Genomic DNA, 17,253 nt, shown 5'->3' with positions numbered 1-17,253 from the left:
CCCGAGATGACCCGAACCACCGCAGCACGGCGGCCCGCCTCCGGGGCGATCGCCGTACGGCCGGTGAAGGCGCCGCTTCCGGCAGGGGACCGGAGGCGGCGCCGCCTCGCCGACCAGGCCCGCGCCTACGCCTTCCTCCTGGGCGGACTCGTCTGCTTCGCCCTCTTCTCCTGGTACCCGGCGATCCGCGCCGTCGTGATCGCCTTCCAGAAGTACACGCCGGGTTCGTCGCCGGAGTGGGTCGGCACCGCCAACTTCACCCGCGTCCTGCACGACCCCGAGTTCAGTGCCGCCTGGCGCAACACGCTCACCTTCACCCTGCTCGCCCTGCTGATCGGCTTCGCCGTTCCGTTCGTACTCGCCCTCGTCCTGAACGAGTTGCGGCACGCGAAGGCCTTCTTCCGGGTCGTGGTCTACCTGCCGGTGATGATCCCGCCGGTGGTCACGGCCCTGCTGTGGAAGTGGTTCTACGATCCCGGAGCGGGCCTCGCCAACGAGGCGCTGCGCTTCCTGCACCTGCCCACCTCGAACTGGTCCAACGGCGCGGACACCGCCCTCGTCTCCCTCGTCATCGTCGCCACCTGGGCCAACATGGGCGGCACCGTCCTGATCTACCTGGCCGCGCTCCAGTCCATCCCGGGGGAGCTGTACGAGGCCGCCGAACTCGACGGCGCGAACCTCCTCCAGCGCATCCGGCACGTGACGATCCCCCAGACCCGGTTCGTCATCCTGATGCTGATGCTCCTTCAGATCATCGCCACGATGCAGGTGTTCACCGAGCCGTTCGTCATCACGGGCGGCGGCCCGGAGAACGCCACGGTCACCGTCCTCTACCTCATCTACAAGTACGCCTTCCTCTACAACGACTTCGGCGGCGCCTGCGCCCTGAGCGTCATGCTCCTGGTGCTGCTCGGCCTCTTCTCCGCCGTCTACCTGCGCCTGACCCGCTCCGGAGAGGAGGGCGTGTGAGCGACACCCGAACCCTGGTCTCCCCGGCGACCCTGGCCCGCCCCCGCGGCCGGGCCGTCTACTGGACCGTCTTCACCGGCGTCGTCGTGCTCTTCGCCGTGGCCTTCCTCTTCCCGGTCTACTGGATGGTGACCGGCGCGGCGAAGTCCCCGGACGAGGTGGCGCAGACCCCGCCCACCCTGATCCCGGAGCGCTGGCACCTCAGCGGTTACACCGACGCCTGGGACCTGATGCAGCTGCCGCAGCACCTGTGGAACACCGTCGTCCAGGCGGCCGGCGCCTGGCTGTTCCAGCTGGTGTTCTGCACGGCCGCCGCCTACGCGCTGTCCCGACTGCGGCCCGCCTTCGGCAAGGTGGTCCTCGGCGGCATCCTGGCCACCCTCATGGTCCCGGCCCAGGCACTGGTCGTCCCCAAGTACCTGACCGTCGCCGACCTGCCGCTCATCCACACCAGCCTGCTCAACGACCCGCTCGGGATCTGGCTGCCGGCCGTCGCCAACGCCTTCAACCTGTACCTGCTGAAGCGGTTCTTCGACCAGCTCCCGCGCGATGTGCTGGAGGCCGCCGAGATCGACGGCGCCGGGAAACTGCGCATCCTGTGGTCGATCGTGCTGCCGATGTCCCGGCCGGTCCTGGGCGTGGTGTCGATCTTCGCGCTGGTCGCGGTCTGGCAGGACTTCCTGTGGCCGTTGATGGTCTTCTCCGACACCGACAAGCAGCCGATCAGCGTGGCACTCGTCCAGCTGTCGCAGAACATCCAGCTGACCGTGCTGATCGCGGCGATGGTGATCGCCAGCATCCCCATGGTCGCGTTGTTCCTGGTCTTCCAGCGGCACATCATCGCCGGGATCAGCGCGGGCAGCACGAAGGGCTGACGCCCTCCCCCCGACAGAAAGGCCAGCACCGTGGGACAGCCCACCCCTGCCCGCACCCCGAAGGCCGACTGGTGGCGCTCCGGCGTCATCTACCAGGTCTACGTCCGCAGCTTCGCCGACGGCGACGGTGACGGCACCGGGGACCTCGCGGGCGTCCGCGCCCGGCTGCCGTACCTCGCCGAACTCGGCGTGGACGCGCTGTGGTTCAGCCCCTGGTACCTCTCGCCGATGAAGGACGGCGGCTACGACGTCGCCGACTACCGCGCCATCGACCCGGCCTTCGGCACCCTCGCCGAGGCCGAGAAGCTCATCGCCGAGGCACGCGAGGCGGGCATCCGCACGATCATCGACATCGTGCCCAACCATGTCTCCGACCAGCACCCCTGGTTCCGTGCCGCCCTGGCCGGCGGCCCCGAGCGCGAGCTGTTCCACTTCCGCCCGGGGCGCGGCGAGCACGGCGAACTGCCGCCCAACGACTGGCCCTCGCAGTTCGTCGGCTCCACCGAGCCGGTCTGGACCCGGGTGCCCGACGGCGACTGGTACCTCCACCTGTTCACCCCCGAACAGCCTGACCTCAACTGGGACCACCCGGCCGTCCGGCAGGAGCACGAGGACATCCTGCGCTTCTGGTTCGAGCGGGGTGTCGCGGGCGTCCGCATCGACTCCGCGGCCCTCCTCGCCAAGGACCCCGCCCTGCCCGACCTCGTCGACGGCGGGGGCGACGGCCCGCACCCGTTCGTCGACCGTGACGAACTGCACGACATCTACCGCTCCTGGCGCCGGGTCGCCGACGACTACGACGGGGTCTTCGTCGGCGAGGTCTGGCTGCCCGACGCCGAACGCTTCGCCCGCTACCTGCGCCCCGACGAACTGCACACCGCCTTCAACTTCTCGTTCCTGTCCTGCCCCTGGGAACCGGCGCGGCTGCGTACGTCGATCGACGAGACACTCGCCGAACACGCCCCCGTCGGCGCGCCCGCGACCTGGGTGCTGTGCAACCACGACGTGACCCGTACGGTCACCCGCTACGGCCGCGCCGACACCGGCTTCGACTTCGCCACCAAGGCCTTCGGCACGCCCACCGACCTCGCCCTGGGTACCCGGCGGGCCCGGGCGGCCGCGCTGCTGTCGCTGGCTCTGCCGGGCGTGGTCTACCTGTACCAGGGGGAGGAACTGGGCCTGCCCGAGGCCGACATCCCCGCCGACCGGATCCAGGACCCCATGTACTTCCGGTCCGGCGGCGCCGACCCGGGCCGCGACGGCTGCCGGGTGCCACTGCCGTGGGCGGCGGGGGCACCGCACGCGGGCTTCGGCTCCCGCGAGGAACCGTGGCTGCCGCAGCCCGCCGGCTGGGCGTCGTACGCGGTCGACCGGCAACGGGACGATGCCGGCTCGATGCTCACCCTCTACCGCGAGGCGATCCGGCTGCGGCCGGTGTTCGGCGACGCCCCCCTCACCTGGCTGCCGGCCCCCGAGGGCGTCCTCGCCTTCACGCGGGAGGAGGGCGTCCTGTGCGTGGTGAACCTCGCCGACGCGCCCGCCGAACTGCCCGCGCACACCGCGGTCCTGCTCACCAGCGCGCCCCTGGACGAGGGGGGCCGCCTCCCGAAGGACACGACGGCCTGGCTGCGTGTCTGAGCCGTCGCCGCACCGCGCTGTCCCCTTGCCCCCACGCGGTCCTGGGGGCCGGCCGGTTCAGTGGGGTGGGGGCGCGTCCGTCTTGACCAGGCTCGGTCCGGCCTTGTCCTGAGGGACCCCGCGTTTCGCCGCCTGGATCTGCGCGTACACATGGGTGCGCAGCTCGGCGAAGCGCGGGGCCACCCGCGTGTGCAACTGGTCCCGCTCGCCCGGCAGATCGACCTTCAGCTGCTCCTGTACGACCGTGGGCGAGGCGGACAGGACGACCACGCGCTCGCCGAGGTAGACGGCCTCGTCGATGTCGTGCGTGACGAACAGGATGGTCATCCCGCGCTCCCGCCACAGCCCCCGTACCAGGTCCTCCAGGTCGGCGCGGGTCTGCGCGTCCACCGCCGCGAACGGCTCGTCCATCAGCAGCACGGCCGGCTCGTACGCCAGCGCCCGCGCGATCGCGACCCGCTGCTGCATACCGCCGGACAGCTGCCAGGGATACGCCCCGGCGGCGTCCGCGAGCCCCACCGACCGCAACGCGTCGGCGACCAGTTCCCGCCGTCGCGCCTTGCCCAGATCCTTCTGTCTCAGGGGAAGTTCGACGTTCTCGCCGACCCGCATCCAGGGAAAGAGGCTGCGCCCGTACTCCTGGAAGACGAACGCCATCCCGGGCGGCGGCCCGGTCACCCTGCGACCGGCCAGCAGCACCTCGCCCGCGGTCGGCGTCAGCAGTCCGCCGACGCACTTCAGCAGGGTCGTCTTCCCGCACCCCGACGGGCCCACGAGACAGACGAGTTCACCGGCCTCGACGGTGAAGGTCAGATCGCGCAGCGCCTCGACCCGGCGCCCCGCGCTCTCGTAGACCTTCCGCAAGCCGCGTACGTCGAGCATCGACCTACCTTTCACGGAGTTCACGAGGACCGCCGGGTGGCGGCGCGCAGCCCGTGGTACCAGGCCAGCGCCCGCCGCTCGACCGCCTGGAAGAGCACGGACAGCACGAAACCGAGCAGACCGAGCACCAGGATCCCGGTCCACATGTCGGGGATGGCGAAACCCCGCTGGAACTGCACGATGGTGAAGCCGAGGCCGTTGCTGGCCGCGAACATCTCGCTGATGACCATCAGGATGATGCCGATCGACAGGGCCTGCCGCAGACCCGCGAAGATCTGCGGGCTCGCCGACCGCAGCACCAGGTGCCGCAGCCGGGCGGGGCCCGTGATGCCGTAGGAGCGGGCGGTCTCCGTCATCACCGGGTCCACCGCCCGTACGCCCTCGACCGTGTTGAGCAGGACCGGCCACACGCAGCCGCTCGCGATCACCACGATCTTCATGGTGTCGCCGATGCCCGCGAACAGCATGATGACCGGCACGAGCACGGGCGGCGGCACCGCGCGCAGGAACTCCAGGACCGGTTCGCACACCGCGCGCACCCGCCGGTGGGAGCCGATGACCGTGCCCAGCGCGACCCCGGCGACGCCCGCCAGCGCGTACCCCGCGGCCAGCCGTTCCACGCTGGGCAGGACGTCCGCGCGCAGCCGGTCGGCGGTCCACACGTCCGGGAAGGTCGTCAGGATGGTCCGCAGGGGCGGCCAGTACACGTTCGTGCTGCCGGCGGAGGCCGCCCACCACAGGGCGATCAGCACGGCCGGCAGGGCGCACACGAACAGCAGCCGCAGCAGCGCGCGCCTCACACCGCCACCTCCCCGCGCACCGACTGGTGCCACGCCAGCGCCCGCCGTTCCACCGTCCGGGCACCGACGTTGATCAGCAGCCCCAGCAGTCCGGTGACCACGATCAGCGCGTACATCTCGGGCACGGCCTGCGAGGTCTGGGCGACGGCGATGCGCGCACCCAACCCCGGCGCCCCGATGACCAGTTCAGCGGTGATGGCGAGGATCAGCGCGACCGCCGCGGCGAGTCGCACACCGGTCATGACGTACGGCAGCGCGGTCGGCCACAGCACGTGCCGGACCCGGGCCCAGGTGCCGAGGCCGTACGACCGCGCGGTCTCCTCCGCCACCGGGTCGACGTCCTGGACGCCGTACAGGACCTGGATCAGGATCTGCCAGAAGGAGGCGTATACCACCAGCAGCAGCACCGAGCGCAGTTCGGTGCCGTAGAGCAGGACGGCCAGGGGGATCAGGGCGACCGAGGGGATCGGGCGCAGGAACTCGATCGTCGAGGCCGTGGCCTCACGCAGGTACGGGACGACCGAGACGACGACGCCGACCGCGATGCCCGCGCCGACCGCGAGCGCGAGGCCCAGAGCCCAGCCGGCGAGGGTGTCTCCGAGGGCCGTCCAGAAGGTGTCCTCGGCGAGTTCGTCGGCGAAGGCGCCGGCGATACGGCTGGTGGGCGGGAAGTAGGCCTCCTTGACCAGACCGAGTCGCGGCACGGCCTCGCCGAGGGCGAGGAAGGCCGCGAGTCCGGCCGCGCCGAGCGCGAGGTTCAGGCCCTTCACGGGAGCAGCTTGTCCAGGTCGGGAGCCGACTTGAAGAGACCGTCCTGCTCGCCCAGTTTCTCCAACGCCTCGATGGAGGAGCGGTTGGCGTCGGCCGGCCACTTCGGCAGGGTGACCTGGGCGAGCACCGAGGCCGGGATCTTGGTGTAGGTGGTGACGATCGCGCGGACCTCGTCGGGGTGGGAGTCGGCGTAGGCGAGGGACTCGGCGGTGGCCTCCTGGAACTTCTTGACCACCTCCGGGTTCTGCTGCGCGTACTGCGTCGAGGTGAAGTACATGGCGACGGTGAGGTTCGGGGCGACGTCGACGAGGGGGGAGGCGATCTCCGTCCCGCCCTGGCTCTTGACGGTGGCGAGCGCCGGTTCGACCACCATGGCGGCGTCGATCTGGCCGCTGTCGAGGGCGGCGGGCATCTGGTCGAAGGCGAGCTCGACGAACTTCACCTGGTCCGGGTCGCCGCCCGCCTTGCGTACCGACTCGCGCACCGCTGTCTCGTTGATGTTCTTCAGGGTGTTGATGGCGACCTTCTTGCCCTCCAGCTGTTTCGGGGAGGTGAGGGGACTGCCCTTCTTCACCACGATGGCCCCGAAGTCCGCGCCCTGCGCGCCGGTCGAGGCGATGCCGTTGGCGATGGCCCGCACCGGCACGTTGTTGGACTGGGCGACCATCAGCGAGGTCACGTTGGAGAACCCGAACTGGAACTGGCCGCTGACGACGCCCGGCACGATCGCCGCGCCGCCCTGCGCGGTCGTCAGGGAGAGTTCCAGGCCGTGTTCGGAGTAGAAGCCCTTCTTCACGCCGAGGTAGACGGGCGCCACGTCGACGATGGGGATGAGACCCAGTTTGACCGTGGTGGTACCGCCGGACGAGGTGTCCTTGCCCGATGTGCCGGAGTCCCCGGACGAGCCACAGGCCGCGGTGGCGAGCAGGAAGGTACCGGCCGCGAGACCGGCGAGCAGACGACGCATGGCTCCTCCTGTGCAGACAACGGTGTTCCGACAGGCTGTGCGCTCACCGCACAGTAGTGCTCGGTTGGTGCTCAGCGGAACGTAGATGTCGTCGTCCGGCCGGGTCAATGGCTTGGCTGACAAAATTGTTGACAGTTACCGAACCGCGCCGTGCGGACCCGTGTCCCGCACTCACAGATCCAGGACCAGTCGCTCCCCCCGGCACCGGGACACGCAGATCATCATCGTCTCGCCGGCCTCCCGTTCGGCGGGTGTGAGGACGGAGTCGCGGTGGTCCGGGACGCCTTCGAGCACGTCCGTCTCGCAGGTGCCGCACGTGCCCTCGGTGCAGGAGAACAGCACCTCGACACCGGCGGCGCGGACGGTGTCCAGCACGGAGGTGCCCGGCGCGACCGACAACATGCGTCCGCTCCGGGCCAGTTCGACCTCGAAGCCGGTGTCCCCGTCCGGCGGACGCTCGCTGGGCCGGAACCGCTCGACCTCCAGGACGCCGGGCGGGCAGCGCGTCTCGACCGCGTCGAGCAGCGGGCCCGGCCCGCAGCAGTAGACCAGGGTGCCCTCGGTCAGCTCGTCGAGCACCGGGCCGAGGTCCAGCGGTCCGTACTCGTCCTGGGGCACGAGCGTGACCCGGTCCCCGTACCTGGCCAACTCCCCTGTGAAGGCCATGGAATCGCGACTGCGGCCGCCGTACAGCAGGGACCACCGCGCGCCCCGCGCCTGTGCCGCCGCCAGCATCGGCAGCAGGGGAGTGATCCCGATGCCGCCCGCGACGAAGCGGTAGCGGGCGGCCGGTCGCAGGGCGAAGTGATTGCGGGGACCGCGTACCCGAACGGTGTCGCCCCGCCTCAACCGGGTGTGCACGTAGGCGGATCCACCCCGCCCGGCGGGCTCCCGCAGCACCGCTATCCGCCAGGCGGCGCGGTCCGCCGGGTCGCCGCACAGCGAGTACTGCCGCTCCAGATCCGGTCCGAGCAGGACGTCGACATGGGCGCCGGGCTCCCACGGCGGAAGCGGCTCACCGAGCGGATGGCGCAGGGTGAGGGCGAGCACGTCGACGGCGACGAACTCCGTCCGTGCCAAGACGAGTTCGGCTTCGTGCCCGGTCACGCTCCGGGTCCTCGCGGCTGGTGTCCCTCGGGGTGACCGAGCATCCACGCCCACATCTCGACCGGGTCCTGGGCGGTGTGCCCGGCACCGCAGTGGCAGGTGCCGCGCAGGGCGTCGGTCCCCGGCAGCCAGTCGACGCGGTAGATCTCCCGCGCGGCGGCCGCGGAGCCGCCGGGGACTTCGGGGACCCCGGGGACTTCGGGAACTCCGGGAACTTCGGGAACTTCGGGAACCTCGGGGACTTCAGGAAGGAGCCCGCTCACAGAACCCCCTCCACCGGCTTGTCGCCCTCCTCGGCCAGCCGGGCGAGGATGCGGCGGGCGGCCAGACCACCGGTGTCGATGTTGATGCTCAGCTCCTGGTAGCCGGCGCGTTCGGTGCCGAGGGCGCGCTGCAACAGGTTGAGCGCGTCGACGTCCTGCATCACCACGGTGTGGTTGTTGGCCCGCAGGAACTCGGTGACCCCCTCGTCGTCCGTCGCCCAGTCCCGCGAGACCATCCAGAAGTCGTACACCCTGCCGTCGGACGACGGGGTGATCGCGTACGTGATCTCGGTGTGGAAGCCGTGCGGGTCGCCGCCGTCGGCCTCCGGCAGCACGCCCACCGGCGCGATCCGGCTGTGCAGCAGATACAGGCACGGGGCGTGGTACTCGATGTCCTGCCAGCGCGTGATCCGGCCCTCGATGCCGGTGGAACGGGCGTAGAACGGCGGGCACGCCGCGTCGTCCATGCGCCGGCTCACCCGCACGATGCCCGCGCCCTCGTCGACCTCGGTGGTGATCGGCGTCTCCGCGACCTCGGGCGTGCCGATGTAGCCGCCGTGCAGATACGTCTCGTGGGAGAGATCGAGGAGGTTGTCGACCAGCAGACCGTGGTCGGCGTCGATCGGTTCCATGCCGCGGACCGTGGTCCAGCCGGGGGAGTCGAGGTGGCGGGCCCGCGGGATCGTCCGGGGGTCGGCCCGCGCCGGATCGCCGATCCAGACCCACACCAGGGAGTCCAGCTCGGCCACCGGGTACGCGGCGACGCGGGCCGTGCGCGGGACGCGCTTCTGCCCCGGCACGTACACACACGTGCCGGTCGGGTCGTAGGTGAACCCGTGGTATCCGCACACGACACGGTCCCCGTCGAGCCGGCCCCGCGAGAGCGGGAAGCGCCGGTGCACACACCGGTCGTGCAGCGCGACGGGCGTCCCGTCCCCCTCGGTCCGGTAGAGGACCAGCGGCTCCCCGAGGACGGTCCGGCCGAGCAACTCCTCGCGCCCGACCTCGTGACCGTAGGCGACGACGTACCACTGGTTCCTGGCGAAGGCGGTGGCGTGCGGCATGGGGCGGCTCCCGGCTCGTCTCTCGTGGTGACGACATGGTCGGGAGGGCCACCGGTGGGGCGCAACACCGCTTCCGCCTCACGGAAGAACCGACGAGCGGCACAGGTCCGGCGGTCTGGACGGCAGGGTTCCCGGCGCCCGGCCACCGGGGCGAAGGTGTGCCCTACAGTTACTGCTGACGTAGAAGTCGCCAGACGTCCGCCACTGACGGAAGGGCGCGCGCATGCCGGCCCGGGTTCGGTCCGAAGACCGTGAGTGTCCGCTGTCGCGGACCGTCCAGCACGTGGGGGAGTGGTGGACGCTGCTGATCCTGCACGACGCCTTCGACGGTTTCACCAGGTTCGACCAGTTCCAGGAGAACCTGGGGATCTCCTCCAGCATGCTGACCAGCAGGCTCAAGTCCCTGGTGGCCGAGGGGCTGTTGGAGCGGCGTCGCTACCGGACCCGGCCTGATCGGTACGAGTACGTCCTCACCGGGTACGGCCGTTCGCTGCGCCCGGTCATCGTCGCGCTGGCCGCCTGGGGCAACTCGCGGCTCGACGCGGACCGGCGGAGCATGATCCTCGTCGACGCGCGGACCGGCGACGAGGTCGACCCCGTCGTAGTCGACCGGACGACCGGACGGCGCGTCGACACCGACGAGTTCGTGTTCACGGCGGGCCCGGCGGCCGGCGAGGCGATGCGTGCCCGCTACGCGGACACCGGGGCCGGTGCTCGGCCCCCGGCCGGCCGATCGCCGCTCAGGGAGCCGTCAGCAGGGTGAACTCGGCCCGGCCGCGCACCTCTCCGTTGACCTGGAGCTCCAGGGCGTGGCCGCCCGGGTGGAAGACCCGGGTGGTGATCCGCCGGAAGGAGTGGCGACGGCTGAGCGAGACCCGCTCGCCCGCCTCCAGTGTCCTGGTGGTCAGTTTGAAGACCTTCGGCGCGGTATGGCCGTTGGCCTTCTGGTAGTGGATCACGTAGTCGATCGCCAGCTTGGCCGGCGCGCTCCCCTCGTTGACGACGTCGAACGCGAAGCTGATCTCGTCCCCCACGGTCACCTCGTCGGATCCCAGGCGCAGTTCGGCCACGGACACCGAGGGCGCCGGTGCGAACCCCATGAGGGCGAGGGCCGCGGGGTGTCCCTTCTTCACCGCCGTGCGCAGCGCGTGCCGTACGACGCGCGGTGTGTGGGCGTCGGGGGAGGCCGTCCACCCGGTCGCGATCCCGACGGCCAGGTCGGGTGCGGCGTGGCTGATGTCGTTCACATGGTTGGCCACGGACCGGCGTACGTACTCGGACGGGTCCCGGTAGAGCGCGTCGAGGAGGGGGACGGTGAGTTCGGGGCGGTCCAGGAGCGCGGGCACCCGGATCGCCCACGGCAGCCGGGGGCGGGTGCCCTCGCTGGCCAGACGCCGTACATGCTCGTCGGGATGGCCCGTCCACTCCTGGGCCGCGCGCAGGGTCCGGGCCGGGTCGGCCCTGAGCATGCGCCGGATGGCGAACTCGGCGGTCAGCCGGGGCGTCAGGTCCGCCAGCAGCCGGAGGGCCGCGTCGAAGGCGTCAGGACCGCCGTCGTCCAGCGCGCGGGTGACGACCGCCTCGGTCACCGGCCAGATCATCCAGCCGGTGAACCCGGGATCCGTCAGGGCGCCGCGTACGACCTCGTCCGTCGCTCGGTACGCCTCGGGGAGTGTCGCCGTGAGCGCGTCGCGCAGCAGGTCGCAGCGCTCGCGCAGCGCCAGTCCGTCGAGAGCCGGGCCGCACGCGCGCACGGCCCGCGCGTCCTTCGGCCTGCCGGCTCGATCGAGGCAGTCGGCGAGGTCCGCGACGGCTGCCCTTCCCAGCAGTTCCTCGGCCAACGGCACGCGGCGCTCCTTGTCTCCGCCGTGACGGACTCGACGGACGTCGGGATGGGCGGGGTGCGCGCGGTGGTCGTGCGAGCCCCGCGACCAGGTCGCTGCGATGTTAGCAGTAACGTGCCCGCGGCACGGGTGACCTAGCGTCCGGCGAACCCGGCCAGGAGCTCCCGGTAGCGCTTCGCGTGCAGGGCCAGTTCCTCGTCGCCGGTGCCCCGGGCGTCGTGCAGGACGAGCGGTTCGCCGTAGGCGAGGCCCATGCGGCGGGCCGTCTGCTCCAGCGGGCGCAGCAGTTCGGCCATCGTGAAGCGGTGGAAGCCTCCCGGGCGGTACGCCTCCTCCACCCCGCCGGTCGACGTGACGATCTGGAGCGTCTTGCCCTCCAGGAGCGGGCCGTCGTCGTAGGCGAAGTCGCGCAGCATCACGTCGTCGAGCCACTGCTTGAGGAAGCCGGGGATCGAGTACCAGTGGAACGGGAACTGGAAGACGATCACGTCGTGCTCGCGTACGAGCCGCTGCTCCGCCGCGATGTCGAGGACCTGGTCCGGATAGGCCGCGTACAGGTCGTGCAGGGTCACGTCGTCCAGGTCCCGGACGGCGTCGGCGAGGGCCGCGTTGACACGGGAACGCTCCAGGTGCGGATGGGCGAGCAGGAGCAGGGTGCGCGTCGGCATGGGACGGTGCCTTTCTTCCGGCAGAGCAGGTCTGCGAGTCTTCCGACAGAGCAGCTGTGCGAGGTCTACGAACCGGCGGCCGGATCCGTCTATTCCGTCGGGGGTGCGGCGCGGTGCCGGAAACTTTCCCCGCGCTTCACCGGCTGCGTACGATGCGGTCTCCGCCCTCCGACCACGCCCTGCCCCGACACGTCCCGCTCCGGAGGACTCCGCTCCCAAAGCCCCCGCCCCGGCACCCGGCGACCGGCGCCCATCCCAAGGACATCGACCCATGCGTGTGCTTCTCGTCGAGGACGAACCCGATCTCCGGGACACCGTCGCGGCCGGACTGAGAGCGGCCGGCTACGCCGTCGACGCCGTGCCGGACTGGCCCGACGCGGACGCCCTGATGGATGTGTTCCCCTACGACTGCGTGGTCCTGGACCGGCTGGTGGCCTCCGGGGACACCCTCCACGCGCTCAGCGAGCGGCGCCGAGCCGGGTGGACGGTGCCCGTCCTGTGCCTGACCGCACTGCACACCCTCGACGACCGGGTGGACGGATTCCGGCTCGGCGCCGACGACTACCTGCCCAAGCCCTTCGCCATGGTCGAACTCGTGATGAGGGTCGGGAGCCTGGCCCGCCGCGCCACCGGCCGGCTGCCGGCGTACCTGCGGCACGGCGACGTGGAACTCGACGAGGCCAGGCGCGAGGTGCGCCGTGCGGGAGTGCTGCTCTCCCTGACGCCCAAGGAGTACGCCGTGCTGCGGCACCTGCTCGTCCACCAGGGTGCGGTGACCACCCGCAGCGCGCTGATCGAGCACTGCTGGGACGAGATGGCGGATCCCATGTCGAACGTGGTCGACGCGGTGATGGCGGGACTGCGGCGCAAACTCGGCGAGCCCCCGGTCGTCCGTACCGTGCGCGGACACGGATTCAGCCTGGAACCCGTCGCGGGGCGGCGCCCGTGACCCTCCGCGCGCCGCGGGAGCGCGCGCCCCGGACGAGCCGCCCGGGATCCTCGGCGAGCGGGCGCGGACGGTGGCGGCGCCGCTCCCGTTCGTCGCCGTCCCCCGGGGCCGGTGCGTCGGCGCGCAGGGGACTGCGGGGCCTGCAGTTGCGGCTGACCGCCGCCTACACGCTCACCATGCTGGCCGGGGTCGGCGCCCTGGCCTGGCTGGTGATCCGTACGGACGCGCACTCGGCGGAATCGGCCGCGTACGACGAGATGTACCGCCGCGCCTCGGTGAGCGCCTCGCTGCTCTACTACGACGACGGCGGCGCGCTGCGCCTGGACGGTCTTCGGGACGACGAGGCGACCACCGGTCCCATCCAGGTGGGCGTCGTGCGCGCGCGGCCCGGCACCGGGCTCACGACCGTGTTCACGTCCTTCGGGAGCACCCTGTCGATCCCCGACGAGGAGTCCCGGCGGCTGGTCCGCTCGGCGATGACGGACGACACCACCGTGCGCGCGAAGGGGCGGGCCAGGGACGGCCGGACCGTGTACCTGCTGGCGCTGCCCTTCTACCACGACGAGACCCACCGGACGTCCGGGGCGGTCGTGACGGTCGCGAGCCCCGACCGCGCCCAGCACCACCGGTTGAGGACGGCCGTCCTGTTCGGCAGCGGGGCGCTGACCTGTCTGGCGGCGATCGCCGGACACCTGATCTCCGGACGCAGTCTCCGGCCGGCCTGGCAGTCGCTCGAAGCGCAGGAGCGGCTGCTCGCGGACGCCGCGCACGAACTGCGGACGCCGGTGGCGATCATGCGCGGCTCGGTCGACGTGGCGGACACGGACCCCCGTGGCCCGGGCCCCCATCTGCCCCGTATCCGCAGGGCCACCGACCGGCTGGCCGACGTCGTCGACAACGTCCTGGCGCGCGGCAGACTGCGGGCGGCACCCGACACCTTCGCACCCGTGCCGCTGCGGCTGGACCAGCTGGTCGAGGAGGTCTGTGACGATCTGTCGCGACGCGGACACCGCGTCGCGACAGATCTGCACGCGAGCGTGGTCGAAGCCGATCCCGCGCTCGTCCGTATCGCGGTGCGCAACCTGCTGGACAACGCGCTGCGCCACGGCCGCACCCCCGGCGATCCGCGGGACCGCGCCGAGGTGGAGGTCACCGTCCTCGACGCGAGCGTCATGGTCGCCGACCGCGGTCCTGGAGTACGGCCGGCCGACCTGCCGGACCTGCTGCGGCGTTTCCGCTCCCCGGGCGGCGGGTCCGGGATCGGGCTGGCCCTGGTGCGGGAGACGGCGGCCGCCCACGGCGGATCGATCACCGTCGGGCTGCGGCCCGGAGGCGGCTCCGTGTTCGTGCTGGCGCTCCAGGGGGCCGGCCGTCCGGCGCGCCGCTGCCGCCTCCCGTGGCGACGGCTCACGGAAAACTCATGAACTCGGGCGCAGGATGCGGACGTCAGGACGTTCGCCGCCCGGGAGCACGCATGCCGAGACACACCGCCACTCCGTTCCACCGCCGCACGCGCACGGCCGTCACGGCCGTCGTGGGCGTGCTCGCCGTCCTCGGAGCGGGCCTGCTGTACTCCCACGCCTTCGCGACGGACCCCGCCCCGGCCGCCGCCAGGCCCGTGCCGCCCGTGGCCGACGCACCGTTCGACTACCAGATCGGCGGGCCGTACGCCCCGGCCGCCGGCGTACGTGCCGTGTCCCGGGACCGCTCCGCGAAGCCAGCGCCCGGTCTGTACAACATCTGCTACGTCAACGCCTTCCAGGCCCAGCCCGACGCGCTCGGCTGGTGGCGCGAGAACCACCCGGACCTGATCCTGCGGGACGCGAACGGGCGCCTGGTCGTCGACGAGGACTGGGACGAGGTGCTCCTGGACACCTCCACGGCCGGCGGACGCGCCCGGCTGGCCACGATCGTCGGGAAGTGGATCGACGGCTGCGCCGAGAAGGGCTTCCAGGCCGTCGAACCGGACAACCTCGACTCCTATCAGCGGTCGCACGGCCGCCTGACCCGCGCGCACAACGCCGAGTTCGCGAAGCTGCTCGCGCGCGAGGCCCACACCCGCGGACTGGCCGTCGGGCAGAAGAACACCACCGAACTGCTTCCCGACCGGGCGCGGATCGGTTTCGACTTCGCCGTCGCCGAGGAATGCGGCCAGTACGACGAATGCGGCGCCTACGCCAAGGCGTACGCCGGCCGCGTCTTCGACATCGAGTACACGTCCGCGGGCTACCGGCGCGCCTGTACCCGCTGGGGTACGTCCCTGAGCGTCGTGCAACGCGACCTCGACGTCACCGCACGCGGCTCCGAGCACTACACCTTCCGTTCCTGCTGACCCTTCGGCCCACGGTGTCCGTGCCGCGTACCGCGAACCGGCCGTCGGCGCCGACGGCCGGTACCGCTGCCGGGACCGTCGGCCGGGGTGGGTGCGAGGCATGCTCCGGTCAGCCCGCCGGACGCCGCAGCCGGTGCAGGAGCAGGTAGGCGCGCTGTTCGGCGGCGGCGAGTTCGGTGGGGTCGATGCCGGCCGGCCACAGCTCACCGGCCGCCGTGTCGTCGGCCTCGCGCAGTTCCACCACCGACAGCGCCAGACTCACCTGGGCCACGGGGATCGGCGGTCCGAAGGGGTCGCCGAGCGCCTGTTCGGCCTGGTCGGCGGCCGTCCGGCAGGCGGCCAGCGCGCGCTCCACGCGTACCGCGGCCCGGTCGTGGACGATCAGCAGCGCGCACCCCAGCCCCACCGCGATCCCCACCATGCTGCCCAGCACCCGGTCGAGGACCAGTTCGTCGGCCGGGGTGGGGGCGGCGAGGTCGCTCAGCAGCAGCGCGAGCGGGGTGAGGAAGACGACGGCGAGGCCGTAGTTGCGGACCACGACGTACTCCAGCAGGAACTCCAGGACCACGATCACCAGCGCGAGCGCCACCGGCTCCGGGTCGGCGGCCAGCACCCCGAGCGCGAGCACCAGCCCCAGGGCCGTGCCCAGGGTCCGCTGGACGGCGCGCTGGGCCGTGGTGCGGAGGTTGACCGCGTGCAGAACGGCGGCCGCCGAGATCGCCGCCCAGTAGCCGTGCTCCAGGTTCAGCAGGACGGCGAGACCCCCCGCCACGCCGGTGCCGATGGTCATCCGCAGGGCGGGCACGGTCAGCGCCACGAGCCGGTCGGGGCCGCCGGGACGCCCGATCAGCAGTTCGGTGGCGCGCGCGGCAGCGGGATCGCCCGGCGCCTCGGACGGGGGCGTGTCGGGCGATGGCGGGCCGGGCGGTGGTGGGCCGGACAGTGGTGCCGGGGACGGCTCGGTGTCGGACTGCGGGGCCGAGGGCCGGGCCGCCGTGGCGTCCCGCGCGACCGTCGGCGGTGGCGGTGGCGGGGGCGCGTCGGTGAGGAGCAGGAGTTCGGGAAGGACCGGGGGTGTACGGCGGTGCCGGTCGGTGAGGAGACGGGCCTGCCGGCGCAGGTGCCGGACCGTGGCGGCCGGATCCCCGGGCGGACGCCGCGCGCAGTCGATCAGCAGCGTCCAGGACAGGTCGGTCAGCCGGACCAGGACCGGGTCGGGGCCGGCCCCGGCCGGCCGTGCGCGCGGCGGAGGCGGCAGCCCGAGGCAGTGGTAGGCGTGCAGCACCGCGACCGTCGCCCGGTGCCTGATCTGCCGTGGCACGTCCGCGCCCTCGGACGCCTCCATCATGTCGGCGAGCCGGCGCAGGGCCGTGGTCACCGCGAGCCGCTGCGGCCGGTCCGGGTGCACCAGCCGGCCGGACACCGCCAGCAGCCAGGCGAACGCCGCTCCCGCCGCGGCGAGCGCGGTGCAGACGAGCACGCCGGCGCCCGTCGGCGACTTGTTGGCCGCCACCGCGAAGGCGAACAGCAGCAGCACCGCGCCGAGTCCGGTCAGCCGGGTGACATCGCAGACGAACTTCGCCAGCCCCGCGACGACCGCCGTCGCCGCGACCACCACGGCGGCGCCCGCTCCGCCCTCCGCCGGACGGGCCCACACCGCGAGCGCCGTACCGCCTCCCACGCAGGCCGTCATCGCCACGGCGACCAGGGCGAGCACGCGGGCCCGACGGGCGTAGGGCAGATCGCGGCCGAACGTGCTGGTGAAGGAGCCCAGCATGGCGTAGACAGCGAGGTCGGGCCGTCCCGCCTGCACGATCGGCACGCCGGCCAGCCCCATCGCCAGGGCGGCCCGCGCGGCGAAGGGCACCGCCCCGTCCACGTCCTGCACGGTCAGCGCGCCGCGCGGGGAGAGCGCGTGCCACGCACCGCCGACCACGTGCCGCGCACCACCGGCCATCTGCCGCGCACCGCCGACCATGTCCCGTCGGCCGTGCCGCAGCCAGGAGGGGATGAAACGGCGGAAAATCGGCATGCTTCGTATATACCCCAGGGCTGTACCGCGGGGGGCGGCCCCGGCCATGGCGTCGAGGTCGCCTCGCACGGGAGGGCCCGTGGGCGCGGGTC

The 17,253-nt window shown here is 72.3% G+C and carries 17 protein-coding genes; 7 read left to right on the top strand and 10 right to left on the bottom strand.

Features of this window, described 5'->3' with window-relative positions; translation table 11 throughout:
- Positions 1–6 precede the first annotated feature (6 nt).
- Genes ACWCQK_RS01885 through ACWCQK_RS01875 form a run of 3 tightly spaced genes read left to right on the top strand, consistent with a single transcriptional unit; the run spans position 7 to position 3,482 of the window.
- The gene (locus ACWCQK_RS01885) at positions 7–969 is read left to right on the top strand and encodes a carbohydrate ABC transporter permease (RefSeq protein ID WP_451150776.1); all 963 of its coding nucleotides are present in this window, start codon (positions 7–9) and stop codon (positions 967–969) included.
- The gene (locus ACWCQK_RS01880) at positions 966–1,844 is read left to right on the top strand and encodes a carbohydrate ABC transporter permease (protein ID WP_451150774.1); all 879 of its coding nucleotides are present in this window, start codon (positions 966–968) and stop codon (positions 1,842–1,844) included. The genes ACWCQK_RS01885 and ACWCQK_RS01880 overlap by 4 nt, the downstream gene beginning before the upstream one ends.
- Positions 1,845–1,874: 30 nt before the next feature.
- On the top strand, positions 1,875–3,482 hold the full coding sequence (locus tag ACWCQK_RS01875; RefSeq protein ID WP_451150772.1) for a glycoside hydrolase family 13 protein: 1,608 nt from the start codon (positions 1,875–1,877) through the stop codon (positions 3,480–3,482).
- A 57-nt stretch (positions 3,483–3,539) separates the two neighbouring features.
- Here the strand turns inward: ACWCQK_RS01875 and ACWCQK_RS01870 are convergent, their stop codons facing one another.
- The 7 genes from ACWCQK_RS01870 to ACWCQK_RS01840 all read right to left on the bottom strand — a co-directional run bounded on the left by ACWCQK_RS01870 (position 3,540) and on the right by ACWCQK_RS01840 (position 9,336).
- Positions 3,540–4,364, bottom strand: a complete 825-nt coding sequence (locus ACWCQK_RS01870; protein ID WP_451150770.1) for an ABC transporter ATP-binding protein — start codon at positions 4,362–4,364, stop codon at positions 3,540–3,542.
- Between the two features lie 20 nt (positions 4,365–4,384).
- Positions 4,385–5,164, bottom strand: coding sequence for an ABC transporter permease (locus ACWCQK_RS01865; RefSeq protein ID WP_451150768.1), 780 nt, complete (start codon positions 5,162–5,164; stop codon positions 4,385–4,387).
- Positions 5,161–5,934 carry an ABC transporter permease gene (locus ACWCQK_RS01860; RefSeq protein WP_451150766.1) on the bottom strand — a complete coding sequence of 258 codons (774 nt, stop codon included), beginning with the start codon at positions 5,932–5,934 and terminating at the stop codon, positions 5,161–5,163. Before ACWCQK_RS01860 ends, ACWCQK_RS01865 begins: the two co-directional genes overlap by 4 nt.
- Positions 5,931–6,902 carry an ABC transporter substrate-binding protein gene (locus ACWCQK_RS01855; protein ID WP_451150764.1) on the bottom strand — a complete coding sequence of 324 codons (972 nt, stop codon included), beginning with the start codon at positions 6,900–6,902 and terminating at the stop codon, positions 5,931–5,933. Before ACWCQK_RS01855 ends, ACWCQK_RS01860 begins: the two co-directional genes overlap by 4 nt.
- Before the next feature lie 171 nt (positions 6,903–7,073).
- The gene (locus ACWCQK_RS01850; protein ID WP_451150762.1) at positions 7,074–8,009 is read right to left on the bottom strand and encodes a PDR/VanB family oxidoreductase; all 936 of its coding nucleotides are present in this window, start codon (positions 8,007–8,009) and stop codon (positions 7,074–7,076) included.
- Positions 8,006–8,272, bottom strand: coding sequence for a hypothetical protein (locus ACWCQK_RS01845; protein ID WP_451151810.1), 267 nt, complete (start codon positions 8,270–8,272; stop codon positions 8,006–8,008). The genes ACWCQK_RS01850 and ACWCQK_RS01845 overlap by 4 nt, the downstream gene beginning before the upstream one ends.
- Positions 8,269–9,336, bottom strand: coding sequence for an aromatic ring-hydroxylating dioxygenase subunit alpha (locus ACWCQK_RS01840; protein WP_451150760.1), 1,068 nt, complete (start codon positions 9,334–9,336; stop codon positions 8,269–8,271). Before ACWCQK_RS01840 ends, ACWCQK_RS01845 begins: the two co-directional genes overlap by 4 nt.
- A gap of 223 nt (positions 9,337–9,559) precedes the next feature.
- Between ACWCQK_RS01840 and ACWCQK_RS01835 the strand changes: the two genes are divergently transcribed.
- Positions 9,560–10,099 carry a winged helix-turn-helix transcriptional regulator gene (locus ACWCQK_RS01835; protein WP_451150758.1) on the top strand — a complete coding sequence of 180 codons (540 nt, stop codon included), beginning with the start codon at positions 9,560–9,562 and terminating at the stop codon, positions 10,097–10,099.
- Here ACWCQK_RS01835 and ACWCQK_RS01830 read toward each other — a convergent pair.
- Together ACWCQK_RS01830 and ACWCQK_RS01825 are read right to left on the bottom strand one after the other, a co-directional pair.
- A complete protein-coding gene (locus tag ACWCQK_RS01830; protein ID WP_451150756.1) occupies positions 10,077–11,183 on the bottom strand; it encodes a DNA alkylation repair protein in 1,107 nt (368 codons plus the stop codon). The two genes, ACWCQK_RS01835 and ACWCQK_RS01830, sit on opposite strands and share 23 nt — an antisense overlap.
- A 131-nt stretch (positions 11,184–11,314) precedes the next feature.
- Positions 11,315–11,848: an NAD(P)H-dependent oxidoreductase gene (locus tag ACWCQK_RS01825; protein WP_451150754.1), complete on the bottom strand. Its 534-nt coding sequence runs from the start codon at positions 11,846–11,848 to the stop codon at positions 11,315–11,317.
- Positions 11,849–12,119: 271 nt separating this feature from the next.
- On the opposite strand from ACWCQK_RS01825, the gene ACWCQK_RS01820 reads away from it, so the two are divergent.
- From ACWCQK_RS01820 to ACWCQK_RS01810, 3 genes are all read left to right on the top strand, one after another.
- Positions 12,120–12,797, top strand: a complete 678-nt coding sequence (locus ACWCQK_RS01820) for a response regulator transcription factor (RefSeq protein ID WP_451150752.1) — start codon at positions 12,120–12,122, stop codon at positions 12,795–12,797.
- A gap of 146 nt (positions 12,798–12,943) precedes the next feature.
- A complete protein-coding gene (locus ACWCQK_RS01815) occupies positions 12,944–14,221 on the top strand; it encodes a sensor histidine kinase (protein WP_451150750.1) in 1,278 nt (425 codons plus the stop codon).
- Between the two features lie 50 nt (positions 14,222–14,271).
- Positions 14,272–15,129, top strand: coding sequence for an endo alpha-1,4 polygalactosaminidase (locus ACWCQK_RS01810; RefSeq protein ID WP_451150748.1), 858 nt, complete (start codon positions 14,272–14,274; stop codon positions 15,127–15,129).
- Between the two features lie 109 nt (positions 15,130–15,238).
- On the opposite strand, the gene ACWCQK_RS01805 is transcribed toward ACWCQK_RS01810, so the two are convergent.
- On the bottom strand, positions 15,239–17,086 hold the full coding sequence (locus tag ACWCQK_RS01805) for an FUSC family protein (protein ID WP_451151770.1): 1,848 nt from the start codon (positions 17,084–17,086) through the stop codon (positions 15,239–15,241).
- Positions 17,087–17,253: the final 167 nt, after the last annotated feature.

The organism is Streptomyces sp. NPDC002306, from assembly GCF_053593435.1.
This window is presented reverse-complemented; position numbering and strand designations above follow the sequence as displayed.